The organism is Shimia sp. SK013 (assembly GCF_001292625.1).
Lineage (GTDB): Bacteria > Pseudomonadota > Alphaproteobacteria > Rhodobacterales > Rhodobacteraceae > Shimia.
Genome location: NZ_LAJH01000009.1, coordinates 642,807 through 659,956, shown reverse-complemented (window position 1 = coordinate 659,956; position 17,150 = coordinate 642,807). Strand labels below are relative to the sequence as shown.

The following is a 17,150-nucleotide window of genomic DNA, read 5'->3' as shown; positions in this document are numbered from 1 at the left end:
ATATGGTTGGTCCTGAAAAAAGAACAATACGCAATTTGTAGATAGGACTGGTCCAATATTGCGGACGGTGACGGGTATTTATCCAGTTGCCGCCAAAGTCTGGTCGCAATCTTTCGCAAGATAGAATAAACAAACTTATATTCAATTTAGGGTAGATAGGTATTACTATGAATTTTTGGATCTACCTCAGCTATCGCGGAATGTTGCGTGCTTTGGGAGGGTTTGCTGCCCTGATTGTTTTGGTCGCAATGCCGGGGCTGTTGTCCAAGCTGTCGATAGGCGCTTTGCCGCATGCGACTGTGTTTTATCTGTTGCTGACGCTGTCTGGATGCGCTCTGATATTTAGGGGCCTGCGACCCAAGTGGGTGGACCGGCCTTTGGGGTGGACGCAAGGCATAATGATTTTTCTGACTTTGGTGGTTCTTGGGTTCTCAACCGGAGAACTGGCCGCCAAGGCTGTGGTGATGTCTGACTTGAGCCTCGCGGCAGGCCAACAGATGACGATTGTGTTGTGGTGTGTCGCCATGGCGCTTGGCACTGTGGCGGGCACAACCGGTGTAGTTGTCAGTCTTTTCAGTGACGTATCCGGCAGCCGCGCGGTTTTTGGTCAAAGTTCCAGCGGGATTTAGCGCACCAGTTCGCGCATGCCTTTTTCCAGTCCCGCAAGGGTCATCGGCACCATTCGGTTCTCGAAAATCTCGCGGATCATCTGAACCGAATGGGTGTATTGCCATTGGGCCTCGGGCGTCGGATTGATCCAGAGGTTCGAGTTCCACTGATCGCGTGCGCGTTCCAGCCAGACCTGACCGGGTTCTGCGTTCCAATGTTCATTTGCGCCTCCGGCATAGGCAACTTCGTAAGGCGACATCGCCGCGTCGCCCACAAAGATGCATTTATAATCCGAACCGTAAGTGCGCATGACTTCATGAGTTGAAGTTTGATCATTCCAACGGCGCTTGTTATCACGCCAAACGCCTTCGTATAGGCAGTTGTGAAAGTAATAGTATTCAAGGTGCTTGAATTCCGCACGTGCTGCTGAAAAAAGTTCCTCTACAACTTTTACGTGCGGGTCCATTGAGCCGCCCACATCAAGAAATAGCAAAACTTTCACGGCATTGTGACGTTCAGGGCGGGTTTTCACATCCAAATAGCCGTTCTCTGCCGTCGATTTGATTGTTCCGGAAAGATCGAGTTCTTCGACGGCGCCTTCGCGGGCCCAGCGGCGCAGGCGTTTGAGGGCAACTTTGATATTGCGGGTGCCCAGTTCGACGCCATCGTCCAGATTGCGGAATTCGCGTTTGTCCCAGACTTTGGTGGCGCGTTGGTGACGGCTTTCTTTTTGGCCGATGCGCACACCTTCGGGATTGTAGCCGTAAGCGCCAAAAGGTGAGGTGCCTGCTGTGCCGATCCATTTGTTGCCGCCTTGATGGCGGCCTTCTTGTTCTTTGAGGCGCTCCTTGAGCGTCTCCATCAGTTTGTCAAAGCCACCGAGCGCCTCGATCTCGGCCATTTCTTCGGCGCTGAGATGTTTTTCCGCCATCTTGCGGATCCACTCTTCGGGTATGTCGACGGCGTCCAGCACGTCTTGCGCCGAAATTTCGTTCAACCCGTCAAACGTCGCCGCGAAAGCGCGGTCGAACTTGTCAATGTTGCGCTCGTCTTTGACCATGATCGTGCGCCCAAGATAGTAGAAGGCGTCAATGTCGTAGGTGGCCAGTCCCGCCTTGAGTCCCTCAAGAAACCCGAGGAATTCACGCAGGGACACTGGCACGCCAGCGGAACGAAGATTTTCAAAGAATCGCAGGAACATAGATCAGAGAGACAACCGATGGATTATGAGAGTGATGAACAGGCCCAGCATGCCAAAGATCATCGCGTAAATCACCGCATATCGCAGAATGTCCAGTTTTTTGCCGCCACGTCTTTTTGCAGTGACGCCGCCAATCAGCACGCCCAGTAGGGCCCCCAGGATGACTATCATTGTGCCTTACTAACTCCCTTTGAGTGGGCTGAGCGCAGAGATTTCGCGCAGTTTAGAGCGCACTGCCCAGTCCGGTCCGAACCCGTAGCGCGCCCAACCGAGACTGTCCAGACGCAGCTGGCCTGCTTCGTCCAGACGGCCCTCAAGTTCAAGCGCCTCGGCCTGCAAAAGCATCAGCCTGGATAGGAGAGCTGCGTTTTCGTGGCGTCCGGCGGTGGCGATATATGGCGCGGTGAGGTTGATCGCCTCTTGGCCGCGACCGGCAGCGATTGCATGGGCCGCGAGGCGGGTTGAGACGAATGCACGATGAGGTCCGTATTCAGGGAAGCGGGCGAGTACCTGATCTGCATAGATGAACTGGGTATGCGCGGCATTGATATCACTGCTTACAAGAAGGCGGCCGAGTGCATCGTGCGAAAAACTGAGTCGATGATCGCTCCAGCCTTCCTGTTGCGCAATTTTCAGGGCTTGGCGGGCAGCCGTGCGACGGCCTTCGGCGCTGGTGGTGCCGGAGCCTAGCGCCAGTTGCACAGCATCAATCCAGCTGCGCGGCGTCGCGGACAGGTATTGCGGAGAGAGACGATCACCGCGCGGATTGATGCGCGTCAGGATGTCGGGTAGGCGGGCCGCGACCTGGTCCCGGGTCATGCCGCTTTGCAATAAGGGATCATAGTAGGCCCGCAGAATGGTCATATCAAAACCGGTCAGCACCGCGTGTACGTCGTCGTCGTTAAACACGCTGTCAGGCAGGCGATATAGATCGTTGAGCGGTCCAAGCGCTTGCGCCAGTTCTTCGTGCAAGCAGTCGCGGGTTTCTTGCGGTGTGGTGTCGTTTGGCACAAAGATTGCGATTTTCTCACGTTCTTTGAGGTTGAGCCAATTTGCGGCGCCACTGCGACGGGCCGATTTATATTGCGACAGCGATGAAATGTTTGGGACCACAAAGCAGGCTGCCTGAGGCAACGTACGGCGGATGTCGCGGCGGGTCACGGCGGCGACAGTGATATTGGCGGTGTCACTGTTGGTCAGGCGGATGTTGATCTGCGCCTCGTTGCGCAAACGGGACAGCAGGCCCTGTAGATCGGCGGTCAGATTTGCGGGAGCTTTGCCCGTGACACGTACGGTTATCGGCCCTTCAAATCGGGTGAGATGCGGCAGCGCGCGGCCGCTTTCCAGAGCGAAGCTCAGGTCAAGGAAATCACGCCCGATGTCCCGGTTGGAGCGTGCGGGAGGTGTTGGTCTTGGCGTGGCGAATCTTTTGACAGGGGGCAGGGTCGTGTCAGAGATAGCGGCACGGGTTGCTAGGCCGTTGCCTTGCCCGGAATTGGGCACTGGCGCACACGCGGCGGCGACAAAAGTAAGAGGAAGAAGAAACCGGAAAAGCATTAGGGACGCTGGTACCTTATGAAGGGGGTCTTTACAGCCACGCGATCATAAAGCTGACGCGCCGTGGCGTTAAAATCCTGGGTCAGCCAATAAACGGACTGGGTGCCGGCGGCGTCAGCGGCCGCATAGACGGCCTCGATTAAGGCGCGACCGATGCCTTGGCCGCGCACAGCTGGATCGGCATAGAGGTCTTGCAAGTAACAGACGTTTTCAATTTTCCACGCGTGGCGATGAAACAGGTAGTGGGTCAGACCAACAGGAGTGCCATCGACCTCGGCGATCAGGCAGGTGAAATCCTGCGGATCATCTCCCAAGAGGCGCGCAAACGTGGTTTCGTAGACCTCTTCCGGGGCGGAGGTTTCATAAAAAGTCAAATAGTCGGTCCAAAGACGACGCCAGTCGGCCTCGTCCGCTGTGGAGAGCGGGCGCACAGAAACGGTCTGTGAAATCTTGGTCATGCGGCCTCCCTGACGCGCCTCTGACGGGCGCGGCCAATTTTGTGCTCAGATCGTAGCATCTTGCCCCGCAAATGGGGCAAGAATTCGAACGTATCAGGTCGGTTTTCGGGTGGCCGCGATTATTCGGGTGGTCAACGGCCCGACCGCGCCATGAAGGCCAGTCGCTCAAACAGATGCACGTCTTGCTCATTCTTGAGCAACGCGCCGTGCAGTTTGGGCAGGGCGCTGGCCCCATCGCGCTTGAGATCTTCGGGTGAAAGGTCTTCGGCCAGAAGCAGTTTGAGCCAGTCGATCACCTCGGAGGTCGACGGCTTTTTCTTCAGACCCGGCGTGTCGCGGATTTCGTAAAACTGTGTCAGCGCGGTGGTCAGAAGTGACGATTTGATTCCCGGGTGGTGCACTTCGACGATTTGTTTCAGCGTGTCGAGTTCGGGGAAGCGGATGTAGTGGAAAAAGCAGCGACGCAGAAAGGCGTCGGGGAGTTCTTTTTCGTTGTTGGACGTGATGATGATGATCGGGCGGTGTTTCGCGCTCACAGTCTCGCCGGTCTCATAGACGTGGAACGCCATCTTATCGAGTTCCTGCAAAAGGTCGTTTGGAAACTCGATGTCAGCCTTGTCGATTTCATCAATCAAAAGCACCACGCGCTCGTCGGAATCAAAGGCTTCCCAAAGCTTGCCGCGCTTGATGTAGTTTCCGATGTTATGCACGCGCTCTTCGCCTAACTGACTGTCACGCAAGCGAGAAACAGCGTCGTATTCATAAAGACCTTGTTGGGCTTTGGTGGTGGATTTGATGTTCCACTCGATCATGCGCAAACCTAGGGATTGTGCCACCTGCAAGGCCAGCTCGGTTTTACCTGTGCCTGGTTCACCTTTGACCAGCAAAGGCCGCTCCAAAGCCACTGAAGCATTGACCGCGATGGTCAAATCGTCGGTGGCCACATATTCCTTGGTGCCTGCAAATTTCATCAAAAGTCCCTGCGCATTGTCCTGTTTCGGGCGCGACCCTAGCGTGAACATAATTTGTCCGCAATGCGGTGCTAGGGGAGGTGGACATTACGTCACGAAGGCGGTATTGGCAGGCGAATAAAGGGGGGTTGCATGTCTGACCTGAACACAATTGAGGACGTGAACCGCGATGAGGGAGCAGAAATGAAGGCCGAGACTTTCCTGCCCGACGACTATCGTCCCGCAGAAGATGAGCCGTTCATGAATGAGCGGCAGATCGAGTACTTCCGACGCAAATTGTACGAATGGCGCGGTGAGCTTCTTGCCGAAAGCCGCGACACCATCGAAGGTTTGCAGGATAGCACGCGAAACATTCCGGATGTGGCGGATCGTGCGAGTGAAGAAACAGACCGGGCGTTGGAGTTGCGGACACGCGATCGTCAGCGCAAGCTGGTGCTGAAGATCGACAGCGCATTGCGCCGGATCGATGAAGGCGAATACGGTTATTGTGAAGTGACCGGTGAGCCTATTTCACTCAAACGTTTGGATGCACGACCCATTGCGACTATGAGCCTTGAGGCTCAAGAGCGCCACGAGCGCCGCGAAAAGGTCCACCGCGACGATTGATGATCGCGCTTTGCTGACATAGAGAACGCCGGGTCAACAAGGCCCGGCGTTCTTTTTTTTGCAATGCCCCATTTCGACGGGATAAAAAACCATCATGGATCTGAACGGACTCAAAATCAGCGTGATTGGCGCTGGCATTGGCGGTTTGACAGCCGCGTTGGTGCTGCGGGAACGCGGCGCGAATGTCACCGTGTTGGAGCAGGCAAACGCGATCACCGAGGTTGGTGCCGGATTGCAGGTTTCGCCTAATGGCATGGCCGTTCTGCGCACTTTGGGACTTGAGGCGGCGTTGCAAACGCGCGCGGTGCGCGGGCAAGCGGTAGAATTGCGCGACTATGCCCGTGGGAGGCTGGTGTCGCGGCTTAATCTGGGCGCGCTTGGCGATGAAGCGCCGTATTATTTCATCCATCGATCTGATTTAATTGACATTTTGGCCGAAGCTGTGCGCGCAGCTGGCGTGAAAGTTCGGCTGTTGCAGAAAGTCGAAACCGTGCGGCCAGGGGAGACGCCGCGCGTTGTGCTGGCGCATGGACAGGAAATCGCTGCTGATTTGGTAATTGGTGCGGACGGGCTGCACTCCAAGCTGCGGGCTGTGTTGAACGGCACGGTCGCGCCGTTTTTCACGCGGCAGGTGGCCTGGCGCGCGACGGTGCCGAACACAGTAGGGCACGGTCCGGTGGCCAAAGTGCATATGGGACCGCGCCGTCACGTTGTGAGCTATCCCCTGCGCGGCGGTGAGATGGTCAACATCGTGGCGGTGCAGGAGCGGTCGGGCTGGCACGAAGAAGGCTGGCATATCGCGGATGATCCGGAAAATCTGCGTGGCTGCTTTTCGGATTTTGAAGGCGAAACCAAGGCGTTACTGGCAAATGTCGAGAGTGTTCGAAAGTGGGGGTTGTTCCGTCATCCAGTGGCGCCGATCTGGCACAACGGGCACACGGCGTTGCTTGGCGATGCGGCGCATCCGACGTTGCCATTTATGGCACAAGGTGCCGTCATGGCGATGGAGGACGCGTGGGTTTTGGGCGATGCTCTTGCCAAAGCTGACAACATAGAGACCGGCCTGGCCGCATACCAGACACGGCGGCAGGCGCGGGTTCGGCGGGTGGTCGATACTGCATCCAAAAACGCGGGCCGTTACCACCTGAGCGCGCCACCAGTTCGCATAGCGGCGCATCTTGGGCTGACGATTGCGTCGACGCTGGCACCCAAAACGATGATGGGCCATTTTGACTGGATCTATCGGTACGACGTGACAAAAGACAGCTAGATCAAAGGGCTAAGCGGCCAGATCAATCCAGATGGGGACATGGTCAGAGGGTTTTGAGCGGCCACGTTCTTCTTTGTCGATCTGCACATTCTGCAAAAGATCAGCGCATTGAGGGCTGAGCAGGAAGTGATCGATGCGGATGCCATCATCCTTGTTCCATGCGCCAGCCTGATAATCCCAAAATGTGAATTGGCCCGCGGCCGCGTTACGGGCGCGAAAGGCCTCGGTCAGGCCAAGGTTCAACAGGCGTCGGTACGCCGCGCGGCTATGCGGCAGAGCAAGCGCGTCTTCTTGCCAGACGTCGGGGCGTTTGGCGTCCTCATCCTGTGGAATCACGTTGTAATCGCCCGCCATCAGGAAGGGTTCTTCTGTGGTCAAAAGTTCAATGGCGCGGGCCTCAAGGCGTTTCATCCACGCCAATTTGTAGTCGTACTTTGGTCCCGGTGTCGGGTTGCCATTTGGCAAATAGAGGCCGCACACCCGAATGGGCGTTTCGCCCATGACCGTCGCCTCAATGTAGCGGGCCTGTTCATCTGTTGCGTCGCCTGGCAGGCCGCGAGTCACATCCTCGAGCGGTAGTTTGGACAAAATCGCCACGCCATTGAAACTTTTCTGGCCGTGGGTTTCGACGGTGTAGCCGCGGTCTTCAAATATCTCGCGCGGGAAGTTTTCATCGACCGATTTGATTTCCTGTAGCAGCGCAACATCGGGTTGTGCTTCGTCCAGCCAGCGCGGCAACGTTTCGATCCGCGCCTTAACGCCATTGATGTTGAAACTCGCGATTTTCATGTCGGCCTGCCTGTGGTTTTGGGTGCGTCACTTTAGGCCGGTTTACCCGGTCTGAGCAACCCGAAGTGGCCGCCAAATCCTGGGTTCCAGAAGGTTGGCACAGTCTGACCAGAGAGCCATGAAACCGGCTCTGCTGCGTGCAAAACGTTGGTCGATGACGGGGTCCTTGGATCAAGCTGATTCGGGGTGCTTGCCGAGACACTTCGCTGAAATGAGGCAAATATGTGGCAGGAAAGTGGAAAAAATTTGGAGAAATTAACGTAAGGGAAAGTTTGGTAAGTTCAGCTGCTTACCAGATTTGGGTCGCAACTCGCGGCTGAAATTGAGTGCTGATAAACACTTATAAGGGGAACTTGGACTTCACGAAACACGCTTTGCGTGTAGTCTTGACCCACTACAACTCATCAAGGAGAGATCCATTGCTTGCTTACACATCCACTGAAATTGCTACCGAAATGCCAACCACCGACTCCGTAGCCTGCGACATGTTCTCAGGGGACGGTGCTTCCCTGTTTTCCTCCGGTCTGGAGGCCAGCGCATCTGACGCGTTTGCTGGCGACGGCACGGCTCTGTTCTCCAGCGGTCTCGTCCAAATGTTCTCCAGCGGGCTAGCACCTCAGAAAGAGGGCCTGCGTCTGGTAGGCGGCGATGGCGTCGAGATGTTCTCGTCGGGTCTGTGAAACTGATTTGACCGGCAGATAACACTTTAGGGGCGGCCCTAGTGGCTGCGGATATAGGGAGAAAGACCATGTCTAACGTCATCACTCTGGCCGTCCCAAAACGGCAAATATTAGAGACGTCTACCTCAGCACGGCTGGCACAGGTTTTTGCCAGTGAACGGCGCGGCGAAAACGATGTGTTTTGGCTAAAGGAAAACGCGGAGTTTCTGAACGTATTGCAGTCCACAGGTCAGGACGCGAAGGACACGCTGGCGCTTTACGATCAGTTTTACGAGACCATCGAAACGCGGATTGAATTCTTCCCACAGTACTATCGGTTTTTGTTGTCGATCTGCCTGGACATCGAGGATCTGCGAGGGCAGGGCGATACCAGTGAGAAGCTGGTGCGCTGGGTCCAGACAGAGGGCCTTGCGCTTGCGGAGTTGTCGGACTTGCAACGCATGGAGGCGCGTCGGCTTATGGCGCGGCGTGGGGTGCACTGCAGCAAGGTTGACGACGGACTGGACATGCGCGCGCGGACGTTCATGAGTCGCACAGCACAATTTGCGTTGCCCAACAAAAAGATCGCTTATGAACTGACACATACTGTGTTTTACCTGTCTGATTACGGGACGCGAGATCCAGAACTGACACCTGAGGCGATGACGTCTTTGGAATTTGTCGGGCTTTGGGCATTTGTTGAGCAGAACGCGGATTTGCTCTCAGAAATATGCGTGGCAATGCGATTTGGTGGTAAAGCGCCCCCACAGGATTGGCTCGCTTGGCTGCATGGGCACACTGGCAGGTTTGATTTTGATCCCGGCATGTCGGTTGTGGCGTCAGACAATTACCATGAATTCCTGATGTGTCAGTGGGCCGGCATGATTGCAGGCAACGTTGACGGGTTTACGGCAGCGCCGCCGCCGGGTGTTGTGCCGGTTTTTCAAAGCCCTCAAGCCGGATTTGCGCCGCTACGGGAATTGAGTGAAAGCCTTTATGGCATGCACGAGCGACGCACGGCTGACTGGTCAACGATGCGGCCGGCGATTTGGGCGGATCTGTCGCCAGAAGCGCGCGATCAAGTGGCCCGGGCCGAGGCATCAAGCGCGTGCTTTGAAACCTTCTTTGAATATTTTTCAAGAGTCAGTCTTTTGCTGAGGGTCGCATCGTGAGTCCGCGCAAAGAAGCTTTGCTCGGGGTGGCTTTGGTGGTGCTGTATACCGGCGCGATTTCCTGTGCCGACGCCATCACCAAACATATTGCCAGTGGATACACAGCGCCCCAGCTATTCGCGATCTCCGGCCTCGCCGTCGCGGGGCTTTGTATGCTGGTAACGCGCCCCGCTGGCACGGTGCCAAGAACAAGGCTATGGCGACCGACATTGGCTCGGTGTGCTTTGGGAATCGTGGCATCGGTTGCATTTTTTCTGTCGTTTCGGTTGTTGCCGATGGCGGAAGTGTTCCTGTTTATCGGACTGATGCCCATCATGTCGGCGACGCTTTCAGGACCAATGTTAGGAGAGCGTTTGCAACCTGGCACCTGGTTTGCCTTGGCGCTTGGAGCGTTGGGTGTGTTTTTCCTGTTTCCTGACGGTTTGCACAACATTGGTGCAGGGCACGCAGTGGCGCTTTGTGCAGCAATCACTGGTTCACTGTCGCTTGTCCTGGCGCGCTACATTTCCAATCGCGAGCGTGCCAGTTTGGCGCAGGTGTTCTATCCAAACCTCGCCATGGGCGCAGTAATGGCGTTGGCCTTGCCGTTTGTCTGGCGTCCCATGGGCACGGCGGAGCTGTTGCTGGTTGCGGCTTACTCTGTGGCACTGTTTGCGGCGCGGTGGCTCTGTGTTCTCGCACTGAGACTGCTACCGGTTCATGTGGTCACGTTGTTGATGAGCCTACAGTTTGTCTGGATGGTCTGGTTGGGCGGTCGGTTTTTTGGCGAGGTGCCGGGGATGCACGTCTATATCGGAGCGGCCGTTGTCACAGCGGCGGGCGCAGTGCTGGTATTGCAGCGCATGATGCCGCAGCCGGGTGCCGAACCGGTCAGCAAGTCCCCTACATAGAGAAACTGGTTCCGCAGCCGCAGGAGCTGGTGGCGTTAGGATTGTTGATTACAAACCGCGCGCCGATCAGCTCTTCGGTGAAATCGATCACCGCGTCCGCAAGGAACGGCAGCGACACGCTGTCCACCAGAACCTTTTCGCCACCGCCTTCAAGCACGAGATCGTCGTCTTTGGCGGTGTCGAGCTTGATTTCGTACTGAAATCCCGAGCAGCCGCCGCCTTCGACGGCGACGCGCAGCGCCTGACCCTGACCGGATGCTCCGATTTCGGCAAGGCGTTCAAAGGCGCGATTGGTCACTTTGGGTGGGATTTGCATGGGTCACCTGCGGTTGTCAGTCAAATGGCCGGTTCAAACCGGCGCGTGAGTGCAATATAGAAAGGCCAGTAACAGGCTACAAGGACCATCGCCATGCGCGCGCCCTATGCCTCGGATCCAATGACCGCCCGGGGACGGCGGTTTGCGGAAGAGGAAAGTGGTTTTCGCTCCAGCTTTCAGCGGGATCGGGACCGGATTATTCATGCCAGCGCCTTTCGGCGGTTGAAGCATAAGACGCAAGTGTTCGTCGAACACGAGGGCGACTATTTCCGCACCCGTTTGACGCATTCGATCGAGGTGGCGCAAGTAGCACGCACGATCGCGGGCGCACTGGGGCTTAATCAGGAACTGACCGAAGGCGTTGCGTTGGCGCATGACCTTGGTCACACGCCGTTCGGACACACCGGAGAGGACGCGCTGGATGCGCTGATGGCGCCCTATGGAGGGTTTGATCACAACGCGCAGGCGGTGCGGATCGTGACGTCTTTGGAACGGCATTATGCAGAGTTTGACGGGTTGAACCTCACCTGGGAAGCCCTTGAAGGTATTGCGAAACATAACGGTCCGGTGGTTGGAGATCTGCCGTATGCGCTGGCAGATTATAACGCCGAACATGATTTGGAATTGCACACCCACGCGAGTGCCGAGGCGCAGGTGGCGGCGTTGTCTGATGACATTGCTTATAACAATCACGATCTGCACGATGGGTTGCGGGCGGGGCTTTTTGACGAAGACGCGATTTGCGATTTACCGATTGTTGGCCCGGCCTTTGCGCAAGTGGATGCGAAATACCCAGGTCTTGAACCAATCCGGCGTCGCCATGAGGCATTGCGGCGGGTGTTTGGCGTGATGGTCAGCGATGTGATCGACACGTCGAGCGTGCTTTTGGAGGCGTCGGGCGCGAAATCGGTTGAAGACATCCGATTGTACGGTGCGCCGGTGATCCGGTTCAGTGACACGTTGTGGCAAGACCTGAAGGTCATCCGTGCATTTCTTTTCACCCGCATGTATCGCGCACCATCTGTTGTCGAGATGCGTGAGAAAGTGACAGTGGTGGTCACCGATTTGTTCCCGCTGTTTTTGCAAACGCCGACATTGTTGCCGGAACGCTGGCAAGGGGATTTGGCCACAAACACGTCACAGACGGCGGTGGCGCGCAAAGTTTCGGATTATATTTCAGGTATGACAGACCGCTATGCTTTGCAGGAACACGCTCGTTTGCTGGGCAAGTGAGCACATTACATTGACGCGCCGCCCTATGGTGGTAAACCGACCTCAAACCGACAAAGGACGGGTCTGATGAACCTCTTTACCGAGATGCGTGCGCTGGTGATTGATGCGCTGACTGCGATGCAAGCTGAGGGCGCGCTGCCTGAGGGCCTCGAATTTAAAAACGTGGCCGTCGAGCCGCCGCGAGACGCGCTGCATGGCGATATGGCCACAAACGCCGCGATGGTGTTGGCAAAACCCGCCAAGATGAAGCCCCGTGATATTGCGGATGTCTTGGCTGCGAAGCTGGTTGAAGACGATCGTGTTGTTGTGGCCGAAGTGGCAGGCCCCGGCTTTTTGAACATGCGTCTGGCGGCAAACTTGTGGCAGGGCGTGGTGAAGGCCGCGCTTGAGGGGGGCGATGAATTCGGTCGCTCCGACATGGGCGCTGGCAAGTCCGCAAACGTGGAGTATGTGTCGGCCAACCCGACTGGCCCGCTGCACGTCGGCCATTGTCGTGGTGCAGTGTTTGGCGACGCTCTGGCCGGATTGCTGGCCTACTGTGGCTATGACGTGACGCGCGAATATTGGGTCAATGACGCCGGCGGGCAAGTCGAAGTGTTGGCGCGGTCGGCCTATGAGCGGTATCGCGAGGCCAACGGGCTCGAGTTTGAAGTCAAGGAAGGCTTGTATCCCGGCGACTACCTTGTGCCGGTTGGTGAGGCGCTGAAGGAAAAGTTTGGCGATAGCTTTATCGACAAGCCCGAGTCCGAATGGATGGAAACGTTTCGCGATATCACCATGGAAGAGATGCTGCGCCAGATCCGCGAAGATCTTGAAGCGCTGAATGTGAACATGCAGGTCTGGACATCCGAGCGGTCGTATTACGACAGCGGCAAGATTGAGAAGACTCTGGAAGAACTGAGTGAGATGGGTCTCGTGTATCGTGGCGTGCTTGAGCCGCCTAAGGGTAAGGAGCCTGATGGCTGGGAGCCGCGGGAGCAAACCTTGTTCAAAGCGACCGAATATGGCGATGATGTCGACCGTCCGGTGCAGAAATCTGACGGCGGATGGACCTATTTCGCGCCGGATCTGGCCTATCACTATGACAAGGTGAAGCGCGGCTTTGACGTGATCATCGATGTGTTTGGCGCAGACCACGGTGGTTATGTGAAGCGCATGAAGGCGATTGTCGCCGCGTTGGACACCGAAAAACGGGTGCATTTTGATATCAAGCTGACCCAATTGGTGAAGCTGTTCAAAAATGGTGAGCCGTTCAAGATGTCCAAGCGGGCAGGGACGTTTATCACCCTGCGCGACGTGATCGAGCAGGTTGGCCCGGATGTGACCCGCTTTGTCATGCTGACACGTCGCAACGACGCGCCGCTGGATTTTGATTTTGACAAGGTGCTGGAGCAATCCAAGGACAACCCTGTGTTTTATGTGCAATACGCGCATGCACGGGTGTGTTCGGTGCTGCGCAAAGCCGCCGAGGCCGGCATCGGCGTGGACGACGCGACTTTGGCGGCGGCCGATCTGACCAAACTTAGCAGTGATGCAGAGATCACCGTGGCCAAGAAGATCGCGGAATGGCCGCGTTTGGTGGAAATCGCCGGGCGCACCAACGAGCCGCACCGGGTCGCGTTTTACCTCTATGAACTGGCCAGCGAACTACATTCCTTGTGGAACAAAGGCAACGACGACACCTCGTTGCGCTTTATTCAGGAGGACGACCCAGAGACCAGTCAGGCGAAAATTGCGCTGGCACGGTCCGTGGCCGTTGTTATTTCCGCAGGTCTTGGTATTCTGGGCGTAACACCTGCGCAAGAGATGCGGTAGTCAAGCTGCACGTCGCACGGGTTTTGAGGAACTAGGCAAGACGACTCCACCGGCAATGTATCGGTGTGGGCAGCGAGGCAAAAATGGCAGACTATCCCGTAGATGGCGTCGTCAGGCGCGATGTGGGTCATCGTGTAGATGCGAGACACGGCGCTGCGGTGAGCAGTGGCGGTGCGGCCAATCTTGTGAACAAAGCCGGTGGACTTGTGTCCGTGGGTTTGGTGATTGGGGCGTGCGTGTGGGGCTTTCAAATCCTGTCGCGAGACGTGAGCGGCGTGCCGGTGGTACGCGCGCTGGAAGGGCCAATGCGCATCCAGCCCGAAGACCCGGGCGGCAGTCAAGCCGACCATCAGGGGCTGTCTGTGAATAATGTTGCGGCCGAAGGGTCGGCAGCGAAACCGGCGGACCGTCTTGTTGTTGCGCCACCGCCAATCTCTATTTCCGGAGAGGCGCCGCGGACGCTGACAGCTGTTGCGTCGCCGGTAGAAAGCGAAAACCTGCAAGAGATAGAAGTGGCCGCGGTTGCTCCGATTGTTGCGCCTGAGCCGATCGACGCGAGCAAGGCCATGGGGGTTGAAGAACTGGCTGCGCAGTTGGCGGCTGGTGTCACACCTCTTACCGGCGATGTGGGCGAGAGCGCGCCGGTGAAAGTATCGCTGTCAGATGTGGATGAGCTGATCAAAGAGATTGTTGACCCCGCGAAGCCGGTGGTCAAAGGCGGTCTGAAACGTTCATTGCGCCCAGTTGCGCGACCCGCGGATTTGGCAACGCGTACGGCATCCGCCGCGCTTGCGAGCGACACCGCACCCAAAACAATGGATGCGGCTGACATTCCGGCAGGCACCCGAATGGTGCAGCTCGGTGCGTTTGCAAGCCCCGAGATTGCCTCGCGAGAATGGGACAAGCTGTTGGGTCGGTTTGACGCCTATCTTAGTGGCAAAACCCGCGTGATCCAGAAAGCCAGCAGCGGGGGGCGGACGTTCTATCGCTTGCGCGCGATGGGGTTTGGCGATGTGTCAGACGCGCGGCGTTTGTGTTCCGCTTTGAAGGCTGAAAACGCGGATTGCATCCCTGTAACCACCCGATGAGGACCTAATGGATCGGTTTGGCGCGACGATTTTTGGCTGCGAAGGATTGCGGCTAAGTGACGACGAACACGCCTTTTTTCGAGATGTGCGTCCGTTTGGGTTCATCCTTTTTGCCCGTAATATCGAAAGCTCGGATCAAGTTCGGGCTTTGTGTGAAGAGTTGCGCGCTTGCGTGGCGCATCACGCGCCCATTCTGATTGATCAGGAAGGCGGACGGGTTCAACGCTTTCGTGCGCCGTTGGCGTCTGAGTTTTTGCCACCTCTGGAACAAGTCGTTGCCGCGGGCGAGAATGCCGAACGCGCGATGTATGTGCGCTATCGCATTATCGCGCATGAGCTTTTGTCGTTGGGCGTGGACGCCAATTGTGCGCCGATGGTGGACGTGGCGCATGAAAGCACTCATCCCTTTCTGAAGAACCGCTGCTATGGGTTTGACTCTGAATATGTGTCCCGAATTGGTCGGGCGGTGGCCGACGGGCTGTCGGACGGCGGTGTGTTGCCGGTGGTCAAACATATACCCGGACATGGGCGTGCCGTTGTGGACAGTCATTTTGATTTGCCAACAGTTGCTGCACCGATATCGGAGTTGGATGCAGATTTTGCACCTTTCAAAGCGCTCAATGACCTGCCGATGGGGATGACGGCGCATCTGGTTTATGAGGCGATTGACGACGCGCCTGCCACGACCTCGGCCAAGATGATGCGGATGATCCGCGACGACATCGGCTTTGGCGGTCTGATCATGACTGACGACATCAACATGAAGGCGCTCAAGGGCTCTTTGGGGGCTTTGTCGCGCGTCAGTTTAGATGCGGGATGTGATGTGATTTTGCACTGCAACGGTGACTTTGCCGAGATGCAAGAAGTGGCGCAGGCTTCGGGCGAAATGACAGATGCCGCTCAAACACGGGCGGAGGCGGCGTTGGCCGCGCGCAAATCGCCTGATACTGTTGACATTGAAGCGCTCTCTGCCGAACTTAAAGCGTTCTAAAGCAGGCAGAGGCATGGCCGAAAATCTTTTTGACGACAATGCACCGGATGGTGCCGAAACGCTGGTGGGCGGGGTCTCTGTGGCCGACCGCTTGGTGGCGGAGGCGTTGATCATTGACGTTGACGGGTTTGAGGGCCCATTGGACCTTTTGCTGACGTTGTCGCGAACGCAAAAGGTGGACCTGCGTAAGATCTCCATTTTGCATTTGGCACAACAGTATTTGGCTTTTGTGGAAAAGGCCAAAGCGCTGCGATTGGAGTTGGCGGCGGACTATTTGGTGATGGCGGCGTGGTTGGCGTTTCTTAAATCACGTCTCTTGCTGCCGCCTGATCCGACGGAAGAGGGCCCGTCCGGCGAAGAACTGGCGGCGCATCTGGCGTTTCAGCTGGAGCGGTTGCAGGCGATGCGCGATGCGGCGGCCAAGTTGATGGCGCGGGACCGGTTGGGGCGTGATTTCTTTCAGCGCGGTGTGCCGGAGGGCGTGGAGCGGGTGCGGAGCGTAACCTATACAGCGACATTGCTTGATTTGATGCAAGGCTATGCGCGGTTGCGAACCCGCGACGAGTTCCGCCCGTTTGTGATGGACCGCGAGTCGGTTTTCACGATGGAAGAAGCGCTGGAACGCATGCGGCGCTTGATCGGGTTTGCCGGCAACTGGACCGACATCATGAGCTATTTGCCCGAAGGGTGGGAAGACGATCCGGTGAAGCGGCGTTCGGCCACAGCGTCGACCTTTGCGGCATCACTGGAACTGGCCAAAGAAGGTAAGGTTCTGCTCCGCCAGACAGAAACATTCGCGCCGATCCAAGTGCGCCGACGGGAAGACAGGGATGACTGAAGACAACGACGAGAAGATCGGGGCACAAGAGGTTGAACATCAAGAAGAAAGCCTTTTTGAAGCACCACCGATCGCCGAGCAAGAACGCATGTGTGAGGCGATTTTGTTTGCCTCGGCTGAGCCTGTGACGATCAAGGATATGAACGCGCGCATGCCGCATGGTTGCGATGCAGCGGAGGCGATGCTGCATCTGCGCAAACGCTATGAAGGGCGCGGTGTGCAGGTGGTCAAGGTTGGTGACACCTGGGCGATGCGCACGGCGCCTGATCTTGGATTTCTAATGCAGAAAGAAACGGTCGAGACGCGCAAGTTGAGCCGGGCTGCGATCGAGACTTTGGCGATCATCGCCTACCACCAACCGGTCACACGGGCTGAAATTGAAGAAATCCGCGGCGTGAGTGTCAGTCGGGGCACGGTTGATCAACTGCTTGAGATGGAATGGATCCGGTTTGGTCGGCGCAAAATGACACCGGGCAGACCAGTGACTTTTGTGGTGACGTCCGAGTTTCTGGATCACTTCGGACTTGCCAGCGCGCGTGATCTGCCTGGGCTAAAAGAGCTGCGTGCAGCCGGCCTTTTGGAGAACCGTCCACCGCCCGGTATCATGCCGTTTGGCGAGCCGTCAGATGAAGATGAGGACGAAGATGAGGTGATAGAAGGTCAATCGGAATTGTTCGAGGACTGAGG

The 17,150-nt window shown here is 56.9% G+C and carries 19 protein-coding genes; 12 read left to right on the top strand and 7 right to left on the bottom strand.

Features of this window, described 5'->3' with window-relative positions; translation table 11 throughout:
- Nucleotides 1-167: 167 nt before the first annotated feature.
- Nucleotides 168-629, top strand: a complete 462-nt coding sequence (locus tag SHIM_RS05765) for a hypothetical protein (protein ID WP_054001622.1) — start codon at nucleotides 168-170, stop codon at nucleotides 627-629.
- Here SHIM_RS05765 and SHIM_RS05760 read toward each other — a convergent pair.
- The 5 genes from SHIM_RS05760 to SHIM_RS05745 all read right to left on the bottom strand — a co-directional run bounded on the left by SHIM_RS05760 (nucleotide 626) and on the right by SHIM_RS05745 (nucleotide 4,796).
- Complete coding sequence (locus SHIM_RS05760) at nucleotides 626-1,810, bottom strand: vWA domain-containing protein (protein ID WP_054001621.1); 1,185 nt, start codon at nucleotides 1,808-1,810, stop codon at nucleotides 626-628. The two genes, SHIM_RS05765 and SHIM_RS05760, sit on opposite strands and share 4 nt — an antisense overlap.
- A 3-nt stretch (nucleotides 1,811-1,813) precedes the next feature.
- Nucleotides 1,814-1,981 carry a hypothetical protein gene (locus SHIM_RS20345; RefSeq protein ID WP_193749863.1) on the bottom strand — a complete coding sequence of 56 codons (168 nt, stop codon included), beginning with the start codon at nucleotides 1,979-1,981 and terminating at the stop codon, nucleotides 1,814-1,816.
- A 9-nt stretch (nucleotides 1,982-1,990) separates the two neighbouring features.
- Entirely contained in the window at nucleotides 1,991-3,367 is a 1,377-nt protein-coding gene (locus tag SHIM_RS05755) for a DUF2927 domain-containing protein (protein ID WP_054001620.1), read from the bottom strand.
- Nucleotides 3,367-3,825: a GNAT family N-acetyltransferase gene (locus SHIM_RS05750; protein WP_054001619.1), complete on the bottom strand. Its 459-nt coding sequence runs from the start codon at nucleotides 3,823-3,825 to the stop codon at nucleotides 3,367-3,369. Before SHIM_RS05750 ends, SHIM_RS05755 begins: the two co-directional genes overlap by 1 nt.
- Nucleotides 3,826-3,956: 131 nt before the next feature.
- On the bottom strand, nucleotides 3,957-4,796 hold the full coding sequence (locus SHIM_RS05745) for an AAA family ATPase (RefSeq protein WP_054002005.1): 840 nt from the start codon (nucleotides 4,794-4,796) through the stop codon (nucleotides 3,957-3,959).
- A 183-nt stretch (nucleotides 4,797-4,979) separates the two neighbouring features.
- On the opposite strand from SHIM_RS05745, the gene dksA reads away from it, so the two are divergent.
- Complete coding sequence (gene dksA / locus SHIM_RS05740) at nucleotides 4,980-5,402, top strand: RNA polymerase-binding protein DksA (protein ID WP_054002004.1); 423 nt, start codon at nucleotides 4,980-4,982, stop codon at nucleotides 5,400-5,402.
- A 94-nt stretch (nucleotides 5,403-5,496) separates the two neighbouring features.
- Nucleotides 5,497-6,672, top strand: a complete 1,176-nt coding sequence (locus tag SHIM_RS05735; protein ID WP_054001618.1) for an FAD-dependent monooxygenase — start codon at nucleotides 5,497-5,499, stop codon at nucleotides 6,670-6,672.
- A gap of 9 nt (nucleotides 6,673-6,681) precedes the next feature.
- Here SHIM_RS05735 and xth read toward each other — a convergent pair whose 3' ends face one another.
- Nucleotides 6,682-7,461 carry an exodeoxyribonuclease III gene (gene xth, locus SHIM_RS05730; RefSeq protein ID WP_054001617.1) on the bottom strand — a complete coding sequence of 260 codons (780 nt, stop codon included), beginning with the start codon at nucleotides 7,459-7,461 and terminating at the stop codon, nucleotides 6,682-6,684.
- A gap of 455 nt (nucleotides 7,462-7,916) precedes the next feature.
- On the opposite strand from xth, the gene SHIM_RS05725 reads away from it, so the two are divergent.
- The 3 genes from SHIM_RS05725 to SHIM_RS05715 all read left to right on the top strand — a co-directional run bounded on the left by SHIM_RS05725 (nucleotide 7,917) and on the right by SHIM_RS05715 (nucleotide 10,182).
- Nucleotides 7,917-8,141: a DUF6749 family protein gene (locus tag SHIM_RS05725; protein ID WP_054001616.1), complete on the top strand. Its 225-nt coding sequence runs from the start codon at nucleotides 7,917-7,919 to the stop codon at nucleotides 8,139-8,141.
- Nucleotides 8,142-8,209: 68 nt separating this feature from the next.
- The gene (locus SHIM_RS05720; protein ID WP_054001615.1) at nucleotides 8,210-9,292 is read left to right on the top strand and encodes a DUF6902 family protein; all 1,083 of its coding nucleotides are present in this window, start codon (nucleotides 8,210-8,212) and stop codon (nucleotides 9,290-9,292) included.
- A complete protein-coding gene (locus SHIM_RS05715; protein WP_054001614.1) occupies nucleotides 9,289-10,182 on the top strand; it encodes a DMT family transporter in 894 nt (297 codons plus the stop codon). The genes SHIM_RS05720 and SHIM_RS05715 overlap by 4 nt, the downstream gene beginning before the upstream one ends.
- On the opposite strand, the gene SHIM_RS05710 is transcribed toward SHIM_RS05715, so the two are convergent.
- Entirely contained in the window at nucleotides 10,175-10,498 is a 324-nt protein-coding gene (locus tag SHIM_RS05710; protein ID WP_054001613.1) for a HesB/IscA family protein, read from the bottom strand. The genes SHIM_RS05715 and SHIM_RS05710 overlap by 8 nt on opposite strands.
- Before the next feature lie 93 nt (nucleotides 10,499-10,591).
- Here SHIM_RS05710 and SHIM_RS05705 point away from each other — a divergent pair, with 93 nt between their 5' ends.
- From SHIM_RS05705 to scpB, 6 genes are all read left to right on the top strand, one after another.
- Nucleotides 10,592-11,731, top strand: a complete 1,140-nt coding sequence (locus SHIM_RS05705; RefSeq protein WP_054001612.1) for a deoxyguanosinetriphosphate triphosphohydrolase — start codon at nucleotides 10,592-10,594, stop codon at nucleotides 11,729-11,731.
- A gap of 66 nt (nucleotides 11,732-11,797) precedes the next feature.
- Nucleotides 11,798-13,546 carry an arginine--tRNA ligase gene (gene argS, locus SHIM_RS05700; protein ID WP_054001611.1) on the top strand — a complete coding sequence of 583 codons (1,749 nt, stop codon included), beginning with the start codon at nucleotides 11,798-11,800 and terminating at the stop codon, nucleotides 13,544-13,546.
- An 83-nt stretch (nucleotides 13,547-13,629) separates the two neighbouring features.
- A complete protein-coding gene (locus tag SHIM_RS05695; protein ID WP_054001610.1) occupies nucleotides 13,630-14,634 on the top strand; it encodes an SPOR domain-containing protein in 1,005 nt (334 codons plus the stop codon).
- 7 nt (nucleotides 14,635-14,641) lie between these two features.
- Nucleotides 14,642-15,625: a glycoside hydrolase family 3 N-terminal domain-containing protein gene (locus SHIM_RS05690; RefSeq protein ID WP_054001609.1), complete on the top strand. Its 984-nt coding sequence runs from the start codon at nucleotides 14,642-14,644 to the stop codon at nucleotides 15,623-15,625.
- 13 nt (nucleotides 15,626-15,638) lie between these two features.
- Nucleotides 15,639-16,463, top strand: coding sequence for a segregation and condensation protein A (locus SHIM_RS05685; protein WP_054001608.1), 825 nt, complete (start codon nucleotides 15,639-15,641; stop codon nucleotides 16,461-16,463).
- Nucleotides 16,456-17,148, top strand: coding sequence for an SMC-Scp complex subunit ScpB (gene scpB / locus SHIM_RS05680; RefSeq protein WP_054001607.1), 693 nt, complete (start codon nucleotides 16,456-16,458; stop codon nucleotides 17,146-17,148). The genes SHIM_RS05685 and scpB overlap by 8 nt, the downstream gene beginning before the upstream one ends.
- Nucleotides 17,149-17,150: the final 2 nt, after the last annotated feature.

Excerpts from the sequence above, each read along its gene's own strand:
- SHIM_RS05765 (WP_054001622.1), top strand. The coding sequence starts at position 168 with ATGAATTTTTGGATCTACCTCAGCTATCGCGGAATGTTGCGTGCTTTG.
- SHIM_RS05760 (WP_054001621.1), bottom strand. The coding sequence starts at position 1,810 with ATGTTCCTGCGATTCTTTGAAAATCTTCGTTCCGCTGGCGTGCCAGTG.
- SHIM_RS20345 (WP_193749863.1), bottom strand. The coding sequence starts at position 1,981 with ATGATAGTCATCCTGGGGGCCCTACTGGGCGTGCTGATTGGCGGCGTC.
- SHIM_RS05755 (WP_054001620.1), bottom strand. The coding sequence starts at position 3,367 with ATGCTTTTCCGGTTTCTTCTTCCTCTTACTTTTGTCGCCGCCGCGTGT.
- SHIM_RS05750 (WP_054001619.1), bottom strand. The coding sequence starts at position 3,825 with ATGACCAAGATTTCACAGACCGTTTCTGTGCGCCCGCTCTCCACAGCG.
- SHIM_RS05745 (WP_054002005.1), bottom strand. The coding sequence starts at position 4,796 with ATGAAATTTGCAGGCACCAAGGAATATGTGGCCACCGACGATTTGACC.
- dksA (WP_054002004.1), top strand. The coding sequence starts at position 4,980 with ATGAAGGCCGAGACTTTCCTGCCCGACGACTATCGTCCCGCAGAAGAT.
- SHIM_RS05735 (WP_054001618.1), top strand. The coding sequence starts at position 5,497 with ATGGATCTGAACGGACTCAAAATCAGCGTGATTGGCGCTGGCATTGGC.
- xth (WP_054001617.1), bottom strand. The coding sequence starts at position 7,461 with ATGAAAATCGCGAGTTTCAACATCAATGGCGTTAAGGCGCGGATCGAA.
- SHIM_RS05725 (WP_054001616.1), top strand. The coding sequence starts at position 7,917 with ATGCCAACCACCGACTCCGTAGCCTGCGACATGTTCTCAGGGGACGGT.
- SHIM_RS05720 (WP_054001615.1), top strand. The coding sequence starts at position 8,210 with ATGTCTAACGTCATCACTCTGGCCGTCCCAAAACGGCAAATATTAGAG.
- SHIM_RS05710 (WP_054001613.1), bottom strand. The coding sequence starts at position 10,498 with ATGCAAATCCCACCCAAAGTGACCAATCGCGCCTTTGAACGCCTTGCC.
- SHIM_RS05705 (WP_054001612.1), top strand. The coding sequence starts at position 10,592 with ATGCGCGCGCCCTATGCCTCGGATCCAATGACCGCCCGGGGACGGCGG.
- argS (WP_054001611.1), top strand. The coding sequence starts at position 11,798 with ATGAACCTCTTTACCGAGATGCGTGCGCTGGTGATTGATGCGCTGACT.
- SHIM_RS05695 (WP_054001610.1), top strand. The coding sequence starts at position 13,630 with ATGGCAGACTATCCCGTAGATGGCGTCGTCAGGCGCGATGTGGGTCAT.
- SHIM_RS05690 (WP_054001609.1), top strand. The coding sequence starts at position 14,642 with ATGGATCGGTTTGGCGCGACGATTTTTGGCTGCGAAGGATTGCGGCTA.
- SHIM_RS05685 (WP_054001608.1), top strand. The coding sequence starts at position 15,639 with ATGGCCGAAAATCTTTTTGACGACAATGCACCGGATGGTGCCGAAACG.
- scpB (WP_054001607.1), top strand. The coding sequence starts at position 16,456 with ATGACTGAAGACAACGACGAGAAGATCGGGGCACAAGAGGTTGAACAT.